Origin of the sequence: Azospirillum brasilense (genome assembly GCF_001315015.1) — a bacterium.
GTDB lineage: Bacteria > Pseudomonadota > Alphaproteobacteria > Azospirillales > Azospirillaceae > Azospirillum > Azospirillum brasilense.
Genome location: NZ_CP012916.1, coordinates 450,001 through 470,163, shown reverse-complemented (window position 1 = coordinate 470,163; position 20,163 = coordinate 450,001). Strand labels below are relative to the sequence as shown.

The 20,163-nt window shown below is 67.8% G+C and carries 19 protein-coding genes (1 of these 19 only partly in view); 6 read left to right on the top strand and 13 right to left on the bottom strand.

The features are described 5' to 3' along the window. Positions 1 to 3: 3 nt before the first annotated feature. The 4 genes from AMK58_RS23490 to AMK58_RS23475 all read right to left on the bottom strand — a co-directional run bounded on the left by AMK58_RS23490 (position 4) and on the right by AMK58_RS23475 (position 5,156). The gene (locus tag AMK58_RS23490) at positions 4 to 882 is read right to left on the bottom strand and encodes an ABC transporter permease (RefSeq protein ID WP_236778309.1); all 879 of its coding nucleotides are present in this window, start codon (positions 880 to 882) and stop codon (positions 4 to 6) included. A 1-nt stretch (position 883) separates the two neighbouring features. After that, positions 884 to 1,840, bottom strand: coding sequence for an ABC transporter permease (locus AMK58_RS23485; RefSeq protein ID WP_035682365.1), 957 nt, complete (start codon positions 1,838 to 1,840; stop codon positions 884 to 886). A gap of 67 nt (positions 1,841 to 1,907) precedes the next feature. Beyond that, positions 1,908 to 3,410 (bottom strand): ABC transporter substrate-binding protein, encoded by a 1,503-nt coding sequence (locus AMK58_RS23480; protein ID WP_035682368.1) that lies wholly within the window; start codon positions 3,408 to 3,410, stop codon positions 1,908 to 1,910. A gap of 321 nt (positions 3,411 to 3,731) precedes the next feature. Next, a complete protein-coding gene (locus AMK58_RS23475) occupies positions 3,732 to 5,156 on the bottom strand; it encodes an MmgE/PrpD family protein (RefSeq protein ID WP_059399516.1) in 1,425 nt (474 codons plus the stop codon). A 174-nt stretch (positions 5,157 to 5,330) separates the two neighbouring features. Between AMK58_RS23475 and AMK58_RS23470 the strand changes: the two genes are divergently transcribed. Further along, on the top strand, positions 5,331 to 6,287 hold the full coding sequence (locus AMK58_RS23470; protein WP_236778308.1) for a LysR family transcriptional regulator: 957 nt from the start codon (positions 5,331 to 5,333) through the stop codon (positions 6,285 to 6,287). Between the two features lie 66 nt (positions 6,288 to 6,353). Here AMK58_RS23470 and ptsP read toward each other — a convergent pair whose 3' ends face one another. From ptsP to AMK58_RS23430, 8 genes are all read right to left on the bottom strand, one after another. Beyond that, positions 6,354 to 8,126: a phosphoenolpyruvate--protein phosphotransferase gene (gene ptsP, locus AMK58_RS23465; RefSeq protein WP_035682372.1), complete on the bottom strand. Its 1,773-nt coding sequence runs from the start codon at positions 8,124 to 8,126 to the stop codon at positions 6,354 to 6,356. Beyond that, entirely contained in the window at positions 8,116 to 8,457 is a 342-nt protein-coding gene (locus AMK58_RS23460; RefSeq protein ID WP_079285473.1) for an HPr family phosphocarrier protein, read from the bottom strand. The genes ptsP and AMK58_RS23460 overlap by 11 nt, the downstream gene beginning before the upstream one ends. Positions 8,458 to 8,461: 4 nt before the next feature. Next, positions 8,462 to 8,863: a PTS sugar transporter subunit IIA gene (locus tag AMK58_RS23455; RefSeq protein WP_014199776.1), complete on the bottom strand. Its 402-nt coding sequence runs from the start codon at positions 8,861 to 8,863 to the stop codon at positions 8,462 to 8,464. 112 nt (positions 8,864 to 8,975) lie between these two features. Then, the gene (gene rapZ, locus AMK58_RS23450; protein WP_035682377.1) at positions 8,976 to 9,899 is read right to left on the bottom strand and encodes an RNase adapter RapZ; all 924 of its coding nucleotides are present in this window, start codon (positions 9,897 to 9,899) and stop codon (positions 8,976 to 8,978) included. After that, entirely contained in the window at positions 9,896 to 10,411 is a 516-nt protein-coding gene (locus AMK58_RS23445) for an HPr kinase/phosphorylase (protein WP_035682379.1), read from the bottom strand. The genes rapZ and AMK58_RS23445 overlap by 4 nt, the downstream gene beginning before the upstream one ends. A gap of 160 nt (positions 10,412 to 10,571) precedes the next feature. Then, the gene (locus AMK58_RS23440; protein WP_035682380.1) at positions 10,572 to 10,991 is read right to left on the bottom strand and encodes a hypothetical protein; all 420 of its coding nucleotides are present in this window, start codon (positions 10,989 to 10,991) and stop codon (positions 10,572 to 10,574) included. Positions 10,992 to 11,143: 152 nt separating this feature from the next. Next, a complete protein-coding gene (locus AMK58_RS23435) occupies positions 11,144 to 12,901 on the bottom strand; it encodes a stimulus-sensing domain-containing protein (protein ID WP_035682383.1) in 1,758 nt (585 codons plus the stop codon). After that, positions 12,873 to 13,568, bottom strand: a complete 696-nt coding sequence (locus AMK58_RS23430; protein ID WP_035682395.1) for a response regulator transcription factor — start codon at positions 13,566 to 13,568, stop codon at positions 12,873 to 12,875. The genes AMK58_RS23435 and AMK58_RS23430 overlap by 29 nt, the downstream gene beginning before the upstream one ends. A 384-nt stretch (positions 13,569 to 13,952) precedes the next feature. Between AMK58_RS23430 and AMK58_RS23425 the strand changes: the two genes are divergently transcribed. From AMK58_RS23425 to AMK58_RS30985, 5 genes are all read left to right on the top strand, one after another. Next, complete coding sequence (locus AMK58_RS23425) at positions 13,953 to 14,744, top strand: HugZ family pyridoxamine 5'-phosphate oxidase (RefSeq protein ID WP_035682385.1); 792 nt, start codon at positions 13,953 to 13,955, stop codon at positions 14,742 to 14,744. Positions 14,745 to 15,079: 335 nt separating this feature from the next. Continuing rightward, the gene (locus tag AMK58_RS23420; RefSeq protein ID WP_035682387.1) at positions 15,080 to 16,903 is read left to right on the top strand and encodes a phosphoenolpyruvate carboxykinase (GTP); all 1,824 of its coding nucleotides are present in this window, start codon (positions 15,080 to 15,082) and stop codon (positions 16,901 to 16,903) included. 279 nt (positions 16,904 to 17,182) lie between these two features. Next, positions 17,183 to 18,043, top strand: a complete 861-nt coding sequence (gene motA / locus AMK58_RS23415) for a flagellar motor stator protein MotA (protein ID WP_035682389.1) — start codon at positions 17,183 to 17,185, stop codon at positions 18,041 to 18,043. Between the two features lie 14 nt (positions 18,044 to 18,057). Beyond that, positions 18,058 to 19,050, top strand: coding sequence for a peptidoglycan bridge formation glycyltransferase FemA/FemB family protein (locus AMK58_RS23410; protein WP_059399515.1), 993 nt, complete (start codon positions 18,058 to 18,060; stop codon positions 19,048 to 19,050). A 79-nt stretch (positions 19,051 to 19,129) separates the two neighbouring features. Next, entirely contained in the window at positions 19,130 to 19,303 is a 174-nt protein-coding gene (locus AMK58_RS30985) for a hypothetical protein (RefSeq protein WP_167555934.1), read from the top strand. Positions 19,304 to 19,316: 13 nt separating this feature from the next. Here the strand turns inward: AMK58_RS30985 and AMK58_RS23405 are convergent, their stop codons facing one another. Further along, positions 19,317 to 20,163: the 3' portion of a peptidoglycan DD-metalloendopeptidase family protein gene (locus AMK58_RS23405; protein ID WP_236778307.1), read on the bottom strand. Its footprint extends 503 nt past the window's final position; the window shows 847 of its 1,350 coding nt (coding positions 504–1,350); its start codon lies beyond the right edge, outside the window — the gene reads right to left on this strand; it ends in the stop codon at positions 19,317 to 19,319.

Below are 20,163 nucleotides of genomic sequence, written 5' to 3'. Positions count from 1 at the left end.
GGGTCAGTGTCCTCCCGTGTTGCGGGGGTCCAGCACGGCGCGCAGTCCATCGCCCAGCAGGTTGATGCCGATCACGGTGATGCCCATGGCAATGCCGGGGCACAGCGCGATCCACGGCGCCTGCTCGACGAAGGGCCGGGCCTCGCTGATCATCAGGCCCCAGTCGGAGGAGGGCGGCTGGGCGCCCATGCCGATGAAGCTGAGGGCGGCGCCCAGCAGGATGGCGAAGACGACGCGCAGGCTGGACTCGACCGCCAGCGGCGGCCAGATGTTCGGCAGGATCTCGTGGAACAGGATGTAGGCGGTGCTCTCGCCGCGCAGCCGGGCGGCGGTGATGAACTCCTCCTGCATCAGCTCCAGGGTGATGGCGCGGGTCAGGCGGACCACCTGCGGCACGTAGACGATGCCGATGGCGACGACCGCCTTCCACAGGGCCGGCGGCGTGACGGCCAGGACGAGGATGCCCAGCAGGATGGGCGGGAAGGACATCAGCACGTCCATGCAGCGCATGATGATCTCGTCGGTCCGGCCGCGGCCGTATCCGGCGACCAGCCCCAGCGGCACGCCGACGAGCAGGCTGATGGCGGTGGCGGCGACGCCCATGACCAGCGAGTTGGTCGTGCCGACGAGGGTGCGGCTGAACACGTCGCGGCCGTACTCGTCGGTGCCGAACCAGAAGTCCGGCCCCGGCGGCTGGAGCCGGCTCATGATGTTCATCTCGTCGTAGGGGTAGGGGGCCAGCCAGGGGCCGGCCACGGCGACCACCAGCAGCGGCGCCAGCAGCGCGATCCCGAGGACGAGCGAGGTGGGCCAGCGCTTCGGCGCGGAGCGGGGAGGCGCTGCGCGGGGCGGGGCGGCGGGGGTTTGGCTCGCGGCGGTCATGTCAGGCGTTCCCCATGCCATGGCGGATCTTCGGGTTGACGAACGCGTAGAGCAGGTCGGCCGCCAGGTTCGCCAGGCAGTAGGCCGTCGAGATGATCAGGATGGTCGCCTGGATCAGCGGCAGGTCGTGGCGCTGGATGGCGAACAGCAGCAGCCGGCCCATGCCGGGGAAGGAGAAAACCGTCTCGATGACCACGACGCCGCCGAGGATCAGGCCGAAGTCGATGGCGAGCACGGTGATGGTCGGCAGCAGCGCGTTGCGCAGGGCGTGGCGGACGATCACCACCTTCTCCGGCAGGCCCTTGGCGCGGGCGTACTTCACGTAGTTGGTCTGCAGGACGTCGATCATGCTGGAGCGGGTCAGCCGCGCGATGCGGGCGATCAGCATCAGCACCAGCGTGATGACCGGCAGGACCAGATGCGAGGCCCAGGGCACGAAGCCGTCGGCGAGCGGCGCGTAGCCGCCGGTCGGCAGCCATTTCAGGTAGCTGCCGAAGATCAGAACCAGGACGATGGCCCAGAAGAAGTCGGGAACGGCGATGCCGAGATAGGACACGCCCGAGACCATCTGGTCGGCCATGCGCCCGCGGCGCACCGCGGCCAGGACGCCGGCGCCGATGCCGATCACCGTCACCACCGCCAGGGCCACCACCGCCAGGACCAGGGACCGGCTGAGCGCCTCCATCAGGATCGGCGCGACCGGCTGCTCCAGAACCAGCGAGCGGCCGAGATCGCCCTGCAGGATGCCGGCGGCCCAGCGGCCGTACTGCACGATCAGGGGCTGGTCGAGACCGAGCTTGACCGTGATGGCGTCGATCACCTCCTTCGAGGCGAACTGTCCGGCGATCATCGACGCGACGTCGCCCGGCATCGCCTGCGTCACCAGGAAGACGAGGATCGACATGACGACCAGCACCATCGCCAGATAGGCCAGCCGGGTGAGTGTGTAGAGGAGCATGGAGAGAGCTTCCCTTGGCCCGGGGCCGCCGGGAGCGCGGTGGGCGCTCCCGACGCCGTCGACGGCTCTACTGGCCGACCGAAACGTTGCGCAGGTCGAGGAACATCATCGGGTGGGAGGTGAAGCCCTGCACCCGCGCGCTCACGCCGTTGACGTGGTTGATGACGTAGGGGATGACGCCGGGGGCGTCCTGGACGGCCAGCGCCTGCACCTCGCCATAGAGCTTCTTGGCCTCCTCCTCGCTGGACGCCTGACGGGCGCCGTCGAGCAGCTTGTCCATCGCCGGGTTGGTGTAGTTCCACAGCGCGGCGTTCCACGACCCGCGCGAATGGTACCAGGGGTAGACCGAGGTATCGATCGTCGGGCGACTGAAGAAGCCGTCGATGTAGAAGCCTGCCTTGCCCTCGATGTCCTTCAGGAAGACGTCGAAGGGCACGCGCTGCACGTTGACGGTGATGCCCGCCGGCTTCAGCAACTCGCGGACTGCCAGCCCCAGACGCTCGCGGGTGGCGCGGCCGGCCGGGGTGTAAAGCGTGACCTCGAAGCCGTTGGGATAGCCTGCCTCGGCCAGCATCTTCTTGGCGGCCGCCGGGTCGCCCTTGGCGATCGGCAGATCCTTGTTGAAGTAGGGGTGGCTCGGCGGGATCGGCGAATGGGTCGGCGTGCCGTAGCCGAACAGGGCAATCTGGGTGATCGCCTGCTTGTCCAGTGCGGTCGCCACGGCGCGGCGGACGCGCACGTCGTCGAACGGCTTGGTCGTGCCGTTCATGATCACGCCGTCCCAGGTGGAGGTCGGCACGGCTTCGGCCTTCAGGTTCGACGTCGCCTTGACCTTGTCCACCGCCTCCGGCGGCAGGTTCCAGGCGAGGTCCAGCTCACCCGTTGTCAGCGCCGCCACTTGGCTGGCCGTCTCGGGCAGGATGCGGATCACCACCTCGTCCAGCTTGGGCAGGCCGGCCTCGAAATAGGTCGGGTTGCGCTTCACCACCATGCGGTCGCCGGGCGCGAAGGAGACGAACTGGAAGGGGCCGGTGCCGACCGGGTTGGAGGCCAGCGTGTCGAGGGCGTCGCGCGGCACGATGCGGGCCTGACGCTCGCCGAACAGCTCGGCGAAGCCGGAGTAGGGGGACTTCAGCGTGAATTCCACGGTGTGGGAGTCCACCGCCTTCATCGACTCCACGATCTCGAAGTTCACGCGGGCTGTGGAGCCGGTCGCCTTGTCCTGGATGCGGGTGATGGTGGCGAGAACGTCCTCGGCGTCCATCTCGCGGCCGCTGTGGAACTTCACGCCCTTCTTCAGGAAGAAGGTCCAGGTCTTGAGGTCGGCGCTGTGCTCCCAGCGCTCGGCGAGGTCCGGCTTCAGCGTCATGTCGGCGGCGATCGCCGTCAGGCCGTTGAAGAGGAGGTAAGCGGCCACATACTCCTGGCCGCCCTTCATCTTGGCGGGGTCGAGGGTGTTCAGGTTCGAATCCACCGCCACCTTGAGCGTGCCGGCGGCCTGCGCGGACAGCGCCGTGCCGGAGAGGAGGAAAGCCGAGAGCACAGCCCGTGCCACCAACCGTTTCACCATGATGAAGCCTCTCTGCTTGCGGGGTCCGTTGTGGACCTTGGTTCCTGTTGCCCTGACGCTCTCACAGACCCGTCATGGGCGGAAAGGCCAAGGCCGTGCCGCCCGGCGGAGCAAAATATGCCCGTAAATTAGGCAAGCATGGCGTTGTGGACTGCGTGCCTGATTTTCGATCACCGGTGAAGCCCGGAATTTGCTCGTAAAATTTCGTCCGTTGGACTGACAATCATGCTCAAAAATTAGGCTGGATTGTGGACGCTTCGCCAGCACCATGAATGAATTTTGCAGGCACCATGAATGCAGGCGTATGCTGTCGACCCGCTGTCAACCGATCGAGCCGTCCAGAAGCCCGTCCAGCCGAGGCAGAGCATCGATATCCAGCAACTTGCGATGGAGCCGCGCCGCTGCCTCTGGCCCCATGGCGCGTCCGGCACAGTCATGGAACTTCCCGGCATGCTCCTGCGCCGACAGGGGCCGGGCGACGGTGCCGCGCGCCGAGGCGCAGAAGCGGCGGAACGTACGTCCGGTCGCGGTTTCCACCGTTACATCGGCGCCTTCCGGGGCCAGCCGCGCCCGATCGGGATCGGCGTTCCAGCCGGGATCCGGCCGCATGCTCACACGCTCCATGGCCGCGTGCAGATGCGGGTCGGCCAGCGTCGCCGTGGTCAGGTGATCCAGAGTCAGGTCGCCGTGCAGCATCACGCAGGCCACCGCAAAGGGCAGGCTGAAGCGGGCTTCGCCGGGAGTGGTTGGGCGGTCGTAGGTGAGGTTGGCGGCCACCAGGGGCGGTACGACGCAGCGCACCGCCGTGATGTCCGACGGAGGCAGCCGGTGCTCCGTCATCAGGTCGCGCACCGCGTCGGCCGCCGCGTGCGAGGAGAGGCAGACCGGATAGGCCTTGGTGTCGATGCCCGGGTCCAGCAGGTGCCACCGCCGGCCCAAGGCCGTCAGCGCCGTGGGATCGAAGCGGCCCTGCGCCACCAGCCGGGCAAAGCCCCGCGGGTCCTCCACCACGACGTGCGGCACGGCCCCGCCACGCTTGGCTAGACGCGCCGCGCGCAGCCCGTTGGCGGCGGCTTGTGCGGCCAGCAGCGGCTTGGCGCCCGTGCCGAAGCAGGCCCGCATGCCGCCGGCCCCGCAGAGCGCAAAAGCGACGGCATCGGCGGCCCGGTCGCCGTCCAGCCGGAAGGCCTTGGCGGCGGTGGCGGCGGCACCGACCACGCCGAACAGCGCGGTGGTCCACCAGCCGGCCTCATACACCCCATTGCCGAGGGCGACGGCCAGCGCGTATTCCGCCTCCGCACCGGCAACTACGGCGGTCAGCAGATCGGCTCCGGTTCCTCCGGCCGCTTCCACTGCGGCCAGGGCGGTCGGCACCACCACGGCCGACCCATGGACGAATCCGGCATAGGAGTTGTCGTCGAAATCCAGCGCGTGGGCAGCCGCGGTGTTCGCGAAGGCGGCCCCTTCGGCGCATAGGCGTCCGCCGCCCAGCAGGGTGGACGGGCCGGCGGCATGGATGTCCAGCGCTTCCCCCCGCGCCAGGCGGGCGGTGTCGGTGCCGACTCCGGCCAGAGCCACGCCCAGCGTGTCGATGATGCAGGCGCGGGCCGCCGAGGCCACGTCGTCGGGAATGCCGGCCCGCTCCAGACCGGCCAGCCAATGGCCGATGAGTCGGGCGGCTGGCTGGGTCGTGGGCTGGGTCGTGGGCTGGCCGGCGGTGAAGGAGGGGAGGGAAGGGATGGTCATGATGAGAGGCTCGCAATGGATAACGACCCCGCGAGGCTGCCCACGACCGTTCCGCCCCGTCACGTCAAGAAATGACTTTCATGGTGGGGATGAACTGCGTTCATAATGGGCCTCCGCCCGGGTCTCCATCGGGACCTGTCCGACGACCGCCAGACGACGAAGCCCGCTCGCCTCATGCGCCATCGCGACTTTGACCTCGACGCCCTCGAAGTGTTCGTGACCGTGGCGGAGCTGGGCAACATGACCCGAGCGGCGGGCCAACTGGGTTTGACCCAATCGGCCGTATCGCACGTGGTGCGTCAACTGGAAACCGCCTTCGCCACCCAGCTGTTCGACCGGAGCATCCGCCCGATGGCGCTGACCGCCGCCGGTCACCGGCTCTGGCACTGGAGCAAGCGCATCCTGAACGACGCCCGCCAACTGCCGGCGGTGATCGGCGGCAAGGACGCGCCCTTCGTGCCGGAATTGCGGCTTGGTTGCATCGACACGCTGGCCGCTCCGTTCATGCCGCGGCTCCTCCAGCAATTGCGCGACAGTGTGCCCTCCTTCAGCATCGCGGCGGGTCTCAGCCGGCAGTTGCGGGAGCAGTTCATGGCCCGGCGCCTGGACGTCATCTTCACCAACGAGTCCTTCGACGACATGGATCAGGTGGACAGCGCCCGCCTGGTCACTGAGCCCTTCGTGCTGCTGGTGCCGCGCAACGCGCCGGAGGTCGCCGACGAGGCCGGGCTGCGCGCGCTTTCCCAGGCGTTGCCGCTGATCCGGAACACGGTGGACAGCAGCCTCGGCCGGATGGTGGACCAGCATCTGCGGCGCCTGGGATTGGAAATCCCACGCAGCTTCGCGTTCGACGCCGTCGACACGATGATGGCCATGGTGGCGGAGGAGATGGGGTGGAGCCTGCTTCCCCCGACCGCGCTGGTGAAAAGCCGCCAGCATCTGGGACGTCTGCGGGTTCTGCCCTTTCCGGCCGCGAGCTTCCGCCGGTCCATCTTCGTGATCGCCCGCAAGGGGGAACTCGGGTCCCTTCCGACCCGCATCCACAAGGTCGGCCGGGCCATCCTCACCCAGGGCTATTTCACCGAACTGTTCATCTCGTCGCCCTGGCTGAAGCCTATGATCGGGCGATGAGAACGGCCGCCGCGACAACGGTGGCGTTGCGCGGACGCCGTTCTCCCGGATCCCGAAAGCAGATCGTCAGTCGACGGTGTTGAAGTCGTCCAGCAAGGCTGCGATGCGCCCGCTGTCGCTCTGGTCCATAATCACACGGGCGCGGCGGGTGGCCTCCTGAAGGTCCAACTTGCGGATGCGCCGCTTCACCAGGGGGATGGCCGGGGGCACCATCGACAGGTCGCGCACGCCCAGTCCCAGCAACAACGCCGTGTAACGCGAATCGCCGGCGATCTCGCCGCAGACCGACACCGGGATGCGGGCGCGCAGCGCCGCCTCTATGGTGAACTGGATCAGGCGTAGCACGGCAGGGTGCAGCGGGTCGTAGAGCGAGGCGACCTGCTCGTCTCCGCGGTCGATGGCCAGCGTGTACTGCGTCAGGTCGTTGGTGCCGATGGAGAAGAAGTCGGCGGCGTAGGCCAGCGCATCGGCGGACAGGGCCGCCCCCGGAACCTCCACCATCACCCCGACCGGCGGCAGCGGATCGGCGATGGGAACGCCGCGGCGGCGCAACCGGCGGGCCACCTGACCCATCATCTCGCGCACGCGCTGCACCTCGGCGACCGAGCAGATCATCGGCAGCAGGATGCGCAGCGGCCCATGGACGCCGGCCCGCAGCATGGCGGCGAGCTGCGTCTCCAGCAGCTTGGGCTCGCGCAGGCCGAGCCGGACCGCGCGCAGGCCGAGCGCCGGGTTCGCCGGCTCGCCGTAGCGGCCCGCCATCCAGCCGGCCAGCTTCTCCCCGCCGACATCCATGGTGCGGGCGGTGACGGTGCGGCCGCCCATGCCTTCCACGATGGAGCGCAGGACGGTGTACTGCTCGTCCTCGTCCGGGAGCTGGTCGCGGTTCATGAACAGGAACTCAGTGCGCAGCAGCCCGATCCCCTGCGCCCCGTTCTCCAGCGCGTGGTCGAGGTCGCGCGGCAGCTCCAGGTTGGCCTGAAGCGCTACCGCGGTGTTGTCGCGGGTGACCGCCGGCAGCTTGCGCAGGCCCTTCAGCTGCTCGCGCTCGCGCTCGCGCTCGGCGCGGCGCTGCCGGTAGTCCTCCAGCACCTCGGGGGTGGGGTCGATGATGACGCGTCCCTGGACCCCGTCGACGACGACCGTGATCCCGTTCTTCAGCCCGGACAGCAACCCGCCGACACCCAGCACCGCCGGAATGCCCAGCGAGCGCGCCATGATCGCCGTGTGTCCCTCGGCGCCGCCGAGTACGGTGGCGAAGCCGGCGACGCGGCGGGGGTCGAGCAGGGCGGTGTCCGCCGGGGTCAGTTCCTCCGCCAGGATCACCGAGCCGGGGTTCAGCATGGAGAAGGCCTGATACTCGTGCCGCATCAGGTTGCGGATCAGCCGCCGACCCACCTCGCGCACGTCGGCGATTCGCCCGGCGAGGTAGCTGTCCTCCATGCTCGCGAAGGTCTGGGCGATGGTGGCGATCTCCGCCTGGACCGCGGCCTCGGCGTTGATCAGCTCCTGCTGGATGCGGCGCTCGACGCCGCGCGTCAGGCGCGAGTTGGTGACCATCGCCAGATGGGCGTCGAGAAGGAAGCCGATCTCCTCCGACGCCGAGCCGGGCAGCACCAGCGCCTTGGCCTTCAGCTTGCGGATCTGGCGGCGCGCCTTGCCGCAGGCGTCGGCGAAGCGCGCAGCCTCGGCCTCCACCTGATCGGCGGCAAGCGTGTATTCGGGAACGCGGATGGCGCCGCTCTCCACCACATGGGCCGGGCCGATGGCAATGCCGGGCGAAACGCCCAACCCGCGCAACGACCGCCCCTGGCCGGCGGCCGGAACGTCAGTCTTCATCGAACTTGCGGGTGATCAGATCCACGAGAGCCGCCATGGCCTCCTCGGCCTCGCGGCCATAGGCGTAAAGCTCCACCGAGGTGCCGGGGCCGGCAGCAAGCATCATCAGGCCCATGATGGATTCGCCTGACACCTGCGTCTCGCCGCGCCGCACCTCGATCTCACAGTCGAAGGTGGCGACCAGCTTCACGAATTTTGCCGCCGCGCGGGCGTGCAGGCCGCGCTGGTTGCAGATGGTGACGGTTTGGCAGATTTCGGGATTTCTCTCCGGAGGCTGCCCACCGGTTCCGGAAGCGCCCTGGGCGGGCGTCTTGTCGTCTGGAACGTTCATCGGGTCACCCGTCCGACAGCAGCGAGGAAGCGACGTTGATGTATTTCTGTCCAGCTTCCCGCGCGGCGGTCACGGCATGGGTCAGCGTTTCCTGGCGGCGTACGCTGGCCAGCTTGATCAGCATCGGCAGGTTCACGCCGGCAATCACCTCGACCTTCGCCTTGTCCATGATGGAGATGGCGAGGTTGGACGGGGTGCCGCCGAACATATCGGTCAGCACGACGACGCCGGACCCGTCGTCCACGTCGGCAACGGAGTTCAGAATGTCCTGACGGCGCTGCTCCATGTCGTCGTCTGGGCCGATGCACACGGCCCGCACCTGCTGCTGCTCACCCACCACATGCTCCAGCGCGGCGATGAACTCTTCCGCGAGGCGCCCGTGGGTTACCAGAACCATACCGATCATGGGACATCCTTCAATTCTGGAGCCTCCCCCGAAGCCACATTCTTATTGCGGCACTTATGAACGATCCCTTATCCGGATCGCTCCAACCAACTCGATGGCCGGCCATCGGCTGTCAGCCGGTCCGCTGGGCCTGCCGGTCCAGCTCCCGATGGCTGATGCCGACCTTCAGCCCCAGCCCGGTGAGCCACGCGGCCAGCCGCTCGGCGACGAACACCGAGCGGTGCTTGCCGCCCGTGCAGCCGACCGCAATGGTCAGGTAGCTTTTGCCCTCCTGGTTGTAGCGCGGCAGAAGCGGCTGCAACAGATCCGTCAGATGACGGAAGAAATCGGCGAAATCCGGGTCTTCCTCCACCCGCGCCGCCACATGGGGGTCCAGTCCGGTCAGCGGTCGCAATTCCGGATCATAATGGGGATTCGTCAAGAAGCGTACGTCGAACACGAGGTCCGCCTCGCGAGGCAACCCCATCCGGAACGAGAAGGAGGTGACGAAGACCTGAAGCGCCGCTTGGGCGCCGATCTGGAAGTTTCCGGCCAGGATGCGGCGCAGGTCGTGGATCGACAGTTGCGTGGTGTCGATGGTCACGTCCGCCTGCTGCTTGAGCGGCAACAGCAGGGCGCGTTCCAATTGGATGCCGTCCGGCACCGGGCGGTCGATGGCCAGCGGGTGGCGGCGGCGCGTTTCGGTGAAGCGGCGCTGCAGTGTCTCGTCCCCGCAATCGAGGAACACCAGCCGCACGTCCAACCCGGTGTGGGCCTTCAGCGCCTCGACCTCTTCCAGCATGGCGTGGGCGGAGAAGTCGCGGGTACGGCTGTCGATCACCAGGGCCAATGGGCGTTTGCGCGGGTCGGCCTGCTCCAGCAGCGCCGGAACGAGCGAGAGGCGCAGGTTGTCCACCGCCTCGTAACCGAGGTCCTCCAGGGCCTTCAGGGCGATGGACATTCCGGCTCCGGACATGCCGGTGACCAGCACGAGTTGACCGTCCGTGCCCAAGGGCCGTTCCGTCGGATGGTTTTCCAAGGGGGGGCGGTCGGTCATGGCAGGTCCGGAACCTTTCCCAAAGAGCCAGCCCGCGCGGCCGTAGCCGCCAGCTTGAGCTTGGCCGGAGTCGAGGCGTCGAAGGGACAAAGGGCGAGGCGCGGGACAGGCCGGTCGAGAAGTTCCGCGGCCTCCTCCTCAGGAAGACGTTCGACGGCGTCGCGCGGCACCAGATCGACGACCAGCCTGATTTCGACCTCCGTGACGGTGGGCATGGGCATGATGCCGACGCCCCGTACCTCCAGCAGACCGGCCAGCGCCGCCGGCGCCCTTGCCATCAGTCTGCCCCGGTCAACGCGCAGCTCCACCCGGTCGTCGGCAACCAACAGCGCACCAGCGTCGATCATCCGCAAGGCCAGATCGGACTTGCCGCTGCCCGAAGGTCCCCGCAGCAGCACGCCGACGGGCGTTTCGCTGCGGTCGCCGCTGCCCGATATGACGCCGCTGCCGCCGTTTCCTTGGCCGTCGTTCCATGTGCCGACCAGGACGCAGGTGCCGTGAATCGTTACCATGATCCCGCGAAGGTGAGGCGTACCGCCGGTTCTGTCAATGGGATGCCGAAAATGCATCCTTTTCCCGCCCGATACGCCTCGAATGCGCCGGAGCGACCGCGATGTCCGGCGCAACGCTGTGGAAATCCCGGCTTCAGCGCGACTGGCCGAAACCGGCGGTCTAGCCCATGCGCTGATTGGGGCGGACGGCGCGGCGTATGTCCGCCAGTTCACTGGCCAGCGCATCGCGCCGCCGGATCATCTCGTCCAGGTCCTCCAGTTCGGCCGCCTCCTGGCAGGCGGTGCGGAAATCCTTCTCACGGGCCAGCCGGGTCAACAGATGGGTGTAGCTGTCGGCGATGGTCGCCAGATGACGTTGGGCGCCCTGGAGAGCCTCCGCCAGTTGCGTCCGTTCGTTGGCCGATGCCCGCATCATCCGGGCCAATTCGCCCTGCTGGACGCTGGCGTCGTTGATGAGGCGGGCCAGCCGATAGCGGCGGAAGTCGATGACCCTGGCCGAAGCCGGAGCGGCCGAAGCCGGGGCGGCTTCGTCGGTCTGGTACGGTGCGAACGGCGTGAGGTCGGGCTTGATGTCGGACATGGCCCTCTTCCGGTTGGTGACGTCCGGTTGTCGAAAGGCCAGCCGTCGCAGGCGCGGGAATGACCAAAATCGAGCATCCGCCGCACCCACGACTTTGTCCATACGTCTTTTCTCAAATTGCAACTATGCCGCATCCACCCTGTGGAATAGTGTCAGGGTCGGGGCAGGCGCACGGTGAAGACGGCGCCTGTCGTTTCCCCGCCGGGGCCGAGGCGGTTGTCGGCCCGGATGGTGCCGCCGTGGGCCTCCACGATCTGTTTGGAGATCGACAGGCCGAGGCCGGAATGGGTTCCGAACTTCTCGCCGGCCGGCCGCTCGGTGTAGAAGCGCTCGAAGATTGCCTCTTCTTTGCCGTCCGGAATGCCGGGACCGTCGTCGCTGACCGTCACCTCGACCGCGCCGTCCGGGGTGCGCCGGGCGGTCAGCCGGACCTGCCCGCCGGGCGGCGAGAAGGACAAGGCGTTGGCGATCAGATTCTGGAAGACCTGGGTCAGCCGACCCTCCAACCCCTTCACGGTCAGCGATCCGCCGCGCGGCGGTTCGATGACGACGCTCGGCGGGGCTTCCGTCCCATCGCCCTCATCCTCCTCCTCCGCGGTGGTGCGGTGGATGTCGGCGAGCATGCGGAGCATGGCGCCGACATCCACCGGCTCCAGCGCGGCACGCGACAGCTCGGCGTCCAGGCGCGAGGCGTTGGAGATGTCGCTGATCAGCCGGTCCAGCCGTTGCACGTCGTCGGCGATGATCGCCATCAGCTTGTCGCGGCGGGCCGGGTCCTGGATGCGGCTGACCGTTTCCACCGCGCTGCGCAGCGAGGTCAGCGGGTTCTTGATCTCGTGGGCGACGTCGGCGGCGAAGCGCTCGATGGCGTCCATGCGTGCCCACAGCGCCGCCGTCATGTCACGCAGCACGCCGGACAGCTCCCCGATCTCGTCGCCGCGGCGGGTGAAGTCGGGGATCTCGGTGTGGCGCCCATGGCCGGTGCGCAGCCGATCGGCCGCTTGGGCCAGTTTGCGGATGGGCCGGGCGATGGTGCCGGCCAGATAGAGCGACATCAGGACCGTGACGAGAAGCGCCACCGCGAAGACGCGCAGGATGTCGCTGCGCACCGACCGGATGGCCTCGTCGATCACCGTGCCGCTGCGCGACAGCAGGACCGCCCCCAACACCTCCTTGTAGCGCTGGACCGGAACGGCGACCGTCAGCAGCATGTTGGAGCGGGCGACCGGGGAGGCCAGGCGCCACACCGTCGCGCTGTTCTCGCCGGCCAGCGCGCGCTCCACGTTGGGCGGCGGGGCGGCCGATTCGGCGGCATGGCCCGGCGGCTCGCGGTAGAGCGGCAGATTTTCCCGGCTCGGCACCACGTCGATGAAGCGGGCGTAGAACTCGTTGACCGCGCGCGAGACCGGGTCGCCGGAGGGCGGCAGCGGCAGCTCCTGGATCTCGATCTTGCCGGGGGAGCCGGTCAGCACGCGGCTGTCCGAGAGCAGCCGCCCGTCCGGGCCGTAGAGCCGGGTGTGCGTCTCCGTCGCCAGCGCCAGCCGGCGGATCATCTGGCGTCCCAATTCCGGCGACAGCTCGTAGCTTTCCTGGCCAGGCTCCGGCTCGTCGGCGGCCCGCTGCACGGCGCCCTCGCCGAGCGCGGAGGCGAAGATGCGCGCCTCCGTCTCCAGCGCGTCCAGCTCCGCCTGGACCAGCCGGTCCTGGTAGCGGCCGAGATAGAGCAGGGCGCCGACCAGCAGCAGCAGCGCCAGCACGTTGACGGCGAGAATCCGCAGAGTCAGCGGCGACGGCACGCCGCGCACCCGGCGTCGGGACGCGGCGCGCGGCGCGGCGCCGGGCTTGACGGGTGGGGAAGGGGCGTGGTCCGGCGCGCGGACCTCACTCCCTGTATCGGTAACCGACGCCATAGAGCGTTTCGATCTGCGCAAAGTCGGAATCAATGGCCTTGAACTTCTTGCGGAGCCGCTTGATGTGGCTGTCGATGGTGCGGTCGTCGACATAGACGTTCTCGCCGTAGGCGGCGTCCATGAGTTGATCGCGGCTCTTCACATGGCCGGGGCGCTGGGCCAGCGCCTTCACCAGAAGGAATTCCGTCACCGTCAGGTCGATGGGCTGGCCCTTCCAGGTGCAGGAATGGCGGGCGCCGTCCATGACCAGCGGGCCGCGGGTCAGCAGCACGCCGGGTTCCGGCGCGGTCTTGTCGCGAGTCGCCGCCTCGCGCCGCAGCAGGGTGCGGATGCGCTCAACCAGCAGGCGTTGCGAGAAGGGCTTCTTGATGTAGTCGTCCGCGCCCATGCGCAGACCCATCAGCTCGTCGACCTCGTCGTCCTTGCTGGTCAGGAAGATGACCGGCAGATGGCTGGTCTGGCGCAGGCGCTGCAGCAGTTCCATCCCATCCATGCGCGGCATCTTGATGTCCAGCACGGCAAGGTCCGGCGGGCGCTGGGTCAGGCCGCGCAGCGCTTCGGCGCCGTCGGTGTAGGTGCGGACCTCGAACCCCTCCGCTTCCAGCGCCATGGCAATGGAGGTCAGGATGTTCCGGTCGTCGTCCACCAACGCTACGGTGTGAGACATGTCGTTCGCGTTCCCAATCACACACCCCGTTTTCGGCAACCGCCGGTGCCGGCGGCCAACTGAAGCGGATAGCCGGCCCGTTGATGTCGCTTACTACGGAAGAATGGTTTCGTCTTATTTCGAAATGCGGGCTTTCCGAATGCTCCACGACGACCTACGGGCGGCGCAAAGGCATGAAAAGCCAACTTTTCGCTTTTCCCAACCTATTTGTCTGGGCCAATATGGCACCAATGCGGCGCCGGGGAAACGGTGCTGCGCGGGAGAACGCATTCGTTTCAGGGCATGAGTTCCGACGAGTCCCCCATCCGTCCGACCCCATCGGGGCCGGGCGCCGCGGCGTCATCAGACGTCGGCGGCCGAACGGAAGGTGCCGCAAGGCGCCTGATGCGGGGTGCCGGCCTGGCGGCGCTGTCCACCGCTCTGCGCGGGGACGACGGCCAAGCTGGCGACCAGCACAATGGCCGGGGCGGCTGGCCTTATCCCTCTCTGGTCCAGGTGGCCTTCGACCTCGACGGCACGCCCCTTCTCCTGCTCTCCACGCTCGCGGACCACACGAAGAACATCGTGCGGGATCCGCGCGTCGGCCTGCTGTTCGACGGAACGGCGGGGCTGGCGGAGCCGCTCTCCGGGCCGCGGCTGTCCGTTCTCGGGCGGGCCGAGCGCTCGGAGGAGCCGCGCCATCGTGCCCGCTTCCTGGCGCGCCATCCCGGTGCCGCGCTCTACGCCGGTTTCGCCGATTTCAGCGTCTACGCCGTGTCGGTGGAGCGCGCCCATCTGGTGGCCGGCTTCGGCCGGGTGCGGTGGCTCGACCGCGCGGACCTGCTGCTGCCCAGCATCCCCGCGGCACTGGCCGAGGCCGAGGGCGCCATCCTGAGCCACATGAACGCCGACCACGCCGACGCCTTGCGGCTGTACGCAACGGTTCTGGCCGGACGGTCCGCCGATGGCGCCGAGCCGTGGGCGATGACCGGAATCGACCCCGACGGCTGCGACCTGCGCCGCAGCGGCGAAATGGCGCGGGTTGATTTCGATCACAGCGTGGAAAACCCCGGGGACGCTAGGGTCACTCTCGCCGGGCTCGCTCGCCAGGCCCGCCAGAGCGCGCCCGGCAGCGCGCCCGGCGCGGCGGGCGACCCGGTGGATTCGCCGGTGGAATCGAATGATCGTGACGGCTAACCACGACGCCGCGGCAAGCGGCGCGCGAAAAAGAGCAACCAGGAGAAAACGTCAGTGGACCATAACGGACCGACCCGTTGCCGTTTTGGGTTTGTGGCCTTGGGGCCACCCCTCTCTTGCCAATCAGGACATCGGGCGCGCCCGGGGGGCGCGTCGGGATGACCGCTGTCCGGCCTGCGGGCCGGGCTGCGGTGGTTTGAGCCGGCGGAACGACACCGCCACCGAACAAGGACGGCTTCGATAAGGGTCGAAAAGGCCAGCCGTCCAGACCTCCGGGCACCGGCCCCCGCATTCCATGGGGGCGGCGAACCCGGAGACGAGTTGAGAGGCAAAGGATGACCGGAACAACGCGCACGCGGAACAAGAAGCTCCTGGCCTGGGTCGAGGAGATCGCAAACAAGTGCAAGCCCGAACGGGTGCACTGGTGTGACGGATCGCAGGAGGAATACGACCGCCTGTGCGCCGAGATGGTGGAATCGGGTACCTTCATCAAGCTGAACGAGGCCAAGCGCCCGAACTCCTACCTCTGCCGTTCCGATCCGGGCGACGTCGCCCGCGTCGAGGACCGGACCTTCATCTGCTCCGAGCGCAAGGAGGATGCCGGCCCGACCAACAACTGGGTCGCCCCGGCCGAGATGAGGGCAAAGCTGGACGGCCTGTTCGAGGGCTGCATGCGGGGCCGCACCATGTATGTGGTGCCCTTCAGCATGGGGCCGCTGGGCTCGGACATCGCGCACATCGGCGTGCAGATCTCCGACAGCCCGTACGTCGCGGTGAACATGCGCATGATGACCCGCATGGGTCAGAAGGTGCTGGACATCCTGGGCGACGGCGACTTCGTGCCCTGCCTGCACTCCATCGGCGCGCCGCTGGAGCCCGGCCAGCCGGACGTGGCGTGGCCGTGCAACGCCGATCACAAGTACATCGTCCATTTCCCGGCCGATCACTCGATCGTCTCCTTCGGCTCGGGCTACGGCGGCAACGCCCTGCTCGGCAAGAAGTGCTTCGCGCTGCGCATCGCCTCCTCGATGGGCCGTGAGCAGGGCTGGCTGGCCGAGCACATGCTGATCCTCGGCGTGGAAAGCCCGGAGGGCGAGAAGACCTACGTCGCCGCCGCCTTCCCGTCGGCCTGCGGCAAGACCAACTTCGCCATGCTGGTCCCCCCGGCCGAGTTCGAAGGCTGGAAGGTCCGCACCATCGGTGACGACATCGCCTGGGTGAAGCCGCAGCCGGACGGCACGCTGCGCGCCATCAACCCGGAGGCCGGCTTTTTCGGCGTGGCGCCGGGCACCAGCATCAAGTCGAACCCGAACGCGCTGAAGACGCTGAACGCCAACGTCATCTTCACCAACGTCGCGCTGACCGACGACGGCGACGTGTGGTGGGAAGGCCTGACCGACGAGACGCCGGCCCACCTCATCGACTGGCAGGGCAACGACTGGACCCCGGCGTCGGGCCGCCCCGCGGCGCACCCGAACTCGCGCTTCACCGCCCCGGCGGCGCAGTGCCCGTCGATCGATCCGGCCTGGGAAGACCCGGCGGGCGTTCCGATCTCCGCCTTCATCTTCGGCGGCCGCCTGTCCAAGACCTTCCCGCTGGTGTTCGAGGCCTACAACTGGCGCGAGGGCGTCTACTGGGCGGCGACCATGGGCTCGGAGGCGACCGCCGCCGCCGTGGGCCAGGCCGCCATCCGCCGCGACCCCTTCGCCATGCTGCCCTTCTGCGGCTACAACATGGCCGACTACTGGAACCATTGGCTGGCGATGGAAGGCAAGGTGGAGAACCTGCCGCGCATCTACCGCGTCAACTGGTTCCGCAAGGACGAGAACGGCAAGTTCGTCTGGCCGGGCTTTGGCGACAACATGCGCGTCCTGCGCTGGATCGTCGACCGCGTCCGCGGCCGTGCGGTCGATGCGGCGGAGAGCCCGTTCGGCTACATGCCGCGCTACCAGGACCTGAATTGGGCCGGTCTGGATTTCGCCGAGGACAAGTTCCGGAAGATCATGGACATCGACCGGAAGGAAGCCGAGGCCGAGGCCAGGGACCAGGAGGAGCTGTTCAACCGCTTCGGCAGCCACCTGCCGGACGAAATCGAGCAGCAGCGCGTGGCGCTCCTCAAGCGTCTGGAGGAGGCTCCGGACACTTGGCGGATCGGCTGATCGGGCCGGCGCCGGATCGTCCGAGCGTGTGAAAAGGGACCGCCCACGGGCGGTCCCTTTTCTTTTGCGCATGCGGCTGCGGCGGGGTGCTTTTCGGGTACTCCTTTCGTGACACGATCCTTTGTCACGGCTAGGATCGCGTCCGACGCCGGGTGATTTACAAAAACTCAAGGGATTGCTGCGTCACTGGGCCGGCAGAACGCAAGCATCCCCGCCTGACCGGCTTTCCGCGGAGCGGGCCGGCCAAGGCACGGAAAATGACGCTGGAGGACGGAAGACATGTTCGTGATGATCGGCTTCGGCGTCGTAGTGTTCAGCGTCTTCGGGGGCTACGTCCTGGGTGGCGGTCACCTGGGCGTGCTGTGGATGCCCTTCGAGTTCATGATCATCCTGGGCTCCGCCGCCGGCGCGTTCCTGATCGGCAATCCAAAAGCGGTGGTCACACACACAGGCAAGGAACTCGGCCACCTCTTCAAAGGGCCAAAATACAAAAAGGATGATTTCCTCGAACTTCTCACCATGATGTATCAGGTCTTCAAGATCGCGAAGACCAAGGGGCTGCTCGCCCTCGAACAGCACATCGAGAAACCCGAGGATTCACCACTCTTCCAGCAGTTTCCAAAATTCTACGGCGACCACCACGCCATATCCTTCCTCTGCACCTATCTGCGTCTGATGTCGCTGGGGGCCGACAACCCGCACGAGCTGGTCGACCTGATGGACGAGGACATCGAGACCATGCACCACGAGCATCAGAGGATCGCCGACGCCATCCAGGCGGTCGCCGACGCCGTTCCGGCGCTGGGCATCGTCGCGGCGGTGCTGGGCGTGATTCACACCATGGGGTCGATCACCGAGCCGCCGGAGGTCCTGGGCAAGCTGATCGGCGGCGCGCTGGTCGGCACCTTCACCGGCATTCTCGTCGCCTACGGCTTCCTGGCGCCGATCGCCAGCGGCTTGAAGAACATCTACCACGCCGAAGGGAAATACTATCAGGCGATGAAAATCGGGCTGATCGCGCATTTGTCCGGCTACGCTCCGGCCATTTCGGTCGAATACTCTCGAAACGTGCTGGAGCCCGAATACCGACCAAGCTTCGCCCAGTTGGAAGAGGCCACATCGGCCCTGCCGCCCGCCTGACGCCGGACCAGCCCATGCCGTCCCCGACCTCCTCCGAAGGCGCTGTCACCATCCTGTGGAACGAGGGGACGGTGGGGGAGTGGGCTTCGCTCTTCGCCCGCGTTCCCCGCTCCACCCTGCCGCAGTGCTTCGCCTACGCCGGCGCCATGGGGCGCACCCATGGCTTTGTGCCTCGGCTCGGCCTGATCCGGCGCGACGGTACGCCCATCGGGATCGTCCAGCTTCTGGAGCGGCGCACGCTTCGCCTGTTCCACCAGCGCCAGATCCACCGCGGCCCGTTGTGGCTCGACGGAATAGAGCCGGACTTGGCGACCCAGGAAGCGGTCTTCCACGTGCTGCGCCGGGCCTGCCCCGACAACCCGCTCAGCCGGGCCAGTCTGCTTCCCGAACTGGCCGCTGGGCCGGAGGCCGAGGCGATGCTGCGCCGCTGCGGTTTCCGCCGCTTCGGCCCCGGCTACCGCACGGTCTGGCTCGACCTGTCACTCGGCGAGGAGGATCTGCGGGCCGCGATGGCCCGCGACTGGCGCCAGCGTCTCAAGGGGGCGGAGAAGGCCGGTCTGGTCATCGACCTCGACTGGGAGGCCAAGAACCTGCCCTGGCTGATGAAGCAGGAACATGAGCAGGCCCAGACCAAGCAGTTCCGCCCGATGACCGGCGCGCTGGCCGTGCGCATCCGCAACGGGCTGCTGAAAGGTGGCGGGAAGGGCGATGGGGTGCTGATGGTCGCCGCTCTGGAAAGCCGTTCCAACAGGGCGGCTCCAGCGGCGAGCGCCCTCTTCTACATGCATGGCGGCTCGGCTACCTACCAAGTCGGCTGGTCCAGCGAGTCGGGGCGTAAGAGCGGGGCGATGCGGCTGGTGCTGTGGCGGGCGGCTCTGGCGCTCAAGGCGCGCGGCGTGGGCTGGCTCGACCTCGGCGGCATCAATCCGGACAGCGCGCCGGGCGTCACGGAGTTCAAGTTGGGGACCGGCGGTCAGGCGGTGGAAAGCGTCGGCCTGTTTCGCTGAAGCCCGCTTCGATTTATCGAGTGCCGTTGCAACACGGCGCCGACTGTCTCATCCTGATCGCAAGCGGAGGGAGCACGCCATGGCCAAAGGCGACATGAAACCGGAAGAGGCGCAACTGGCCATCGCCAAAGCGGCCCAGATGAAGCCGCAGGTTCAGGCCATGCGCGACCGTCTCCGTAAGATGGCGGATGACGAGGAAAAGGGCGTCCAGATCCTCGCCAACGCCATTCGCCGTTTTCTTCACCAGGAGTAGGAGAGGCGGCGTCTCAGCAGGTGGTTGCCTTGGTGCAGCCCTTGTCCTCATGAGGGCCTGGGGTGCGGGCGAGCTGGAGGCCGCTGCGCGCCTGCTCGAAGCTCTTCTCCAGCGATCGCACCGTCTGCTCGAAGGCTTGCAGTTCACGGCCTTCCAGCTTGTCGCCGGTTGGCAGGTCGATGCTTTTCGGGTTGATCTGCTGGCCGCCCTTCAGCACCTCGTAATGCAGGTGCGGCCCGGTGGATCGGCCAGTGGTCCCGACATAGCCGATGACGTCGCCCTGGTCGACGCGGGCGCCGCGGCGCGTGCCCTTGGCGATGCGGCTCAGATGGGCGTAGGCCGTGGCGATCTGGGTGTTGTGGCGGATGCGGATGTAGTTGCCGTAGGCGCCGTTCGGCCCGACTTCCTCGACCACACCGCCGCCCGCGGCGTAGATCGGTGTGCCGGTCGGCGCGCCGAAATCCATGCCCTTGTGCATCTTGCTGAAGCCGAGGATCGGGTGGTGGCGCATCCCGAAGCCCGAGGTGATGCGTGCGCCGTCGATCGGCGTGCGCAGCAGGGCACGGCGGATGCTCTCCCCATCGCGGTTGTAATAGTCAATGCGGCCGTCCCGGCTCTTGTGCCGGTAGATCGGGTACTCCTTGCCGCTCAACACCAGCGCGGCGTAGAGCACGTCGCCTTCGCCGGCGTTCTTGCCGTCGGCGGTGACCAGCCGCTCATACAGGACCTCGAAGCGGTCGCCCGGCTGAAGGTCGCGCTGGAAGTCCACGTCGTAGGAGTAGTCGCGGATCAGCGCCATCATCACCGAGACCGGCACGCCGGCGGCGTTCCCCGCCTCGAACAGGCTTGACCGGATCACC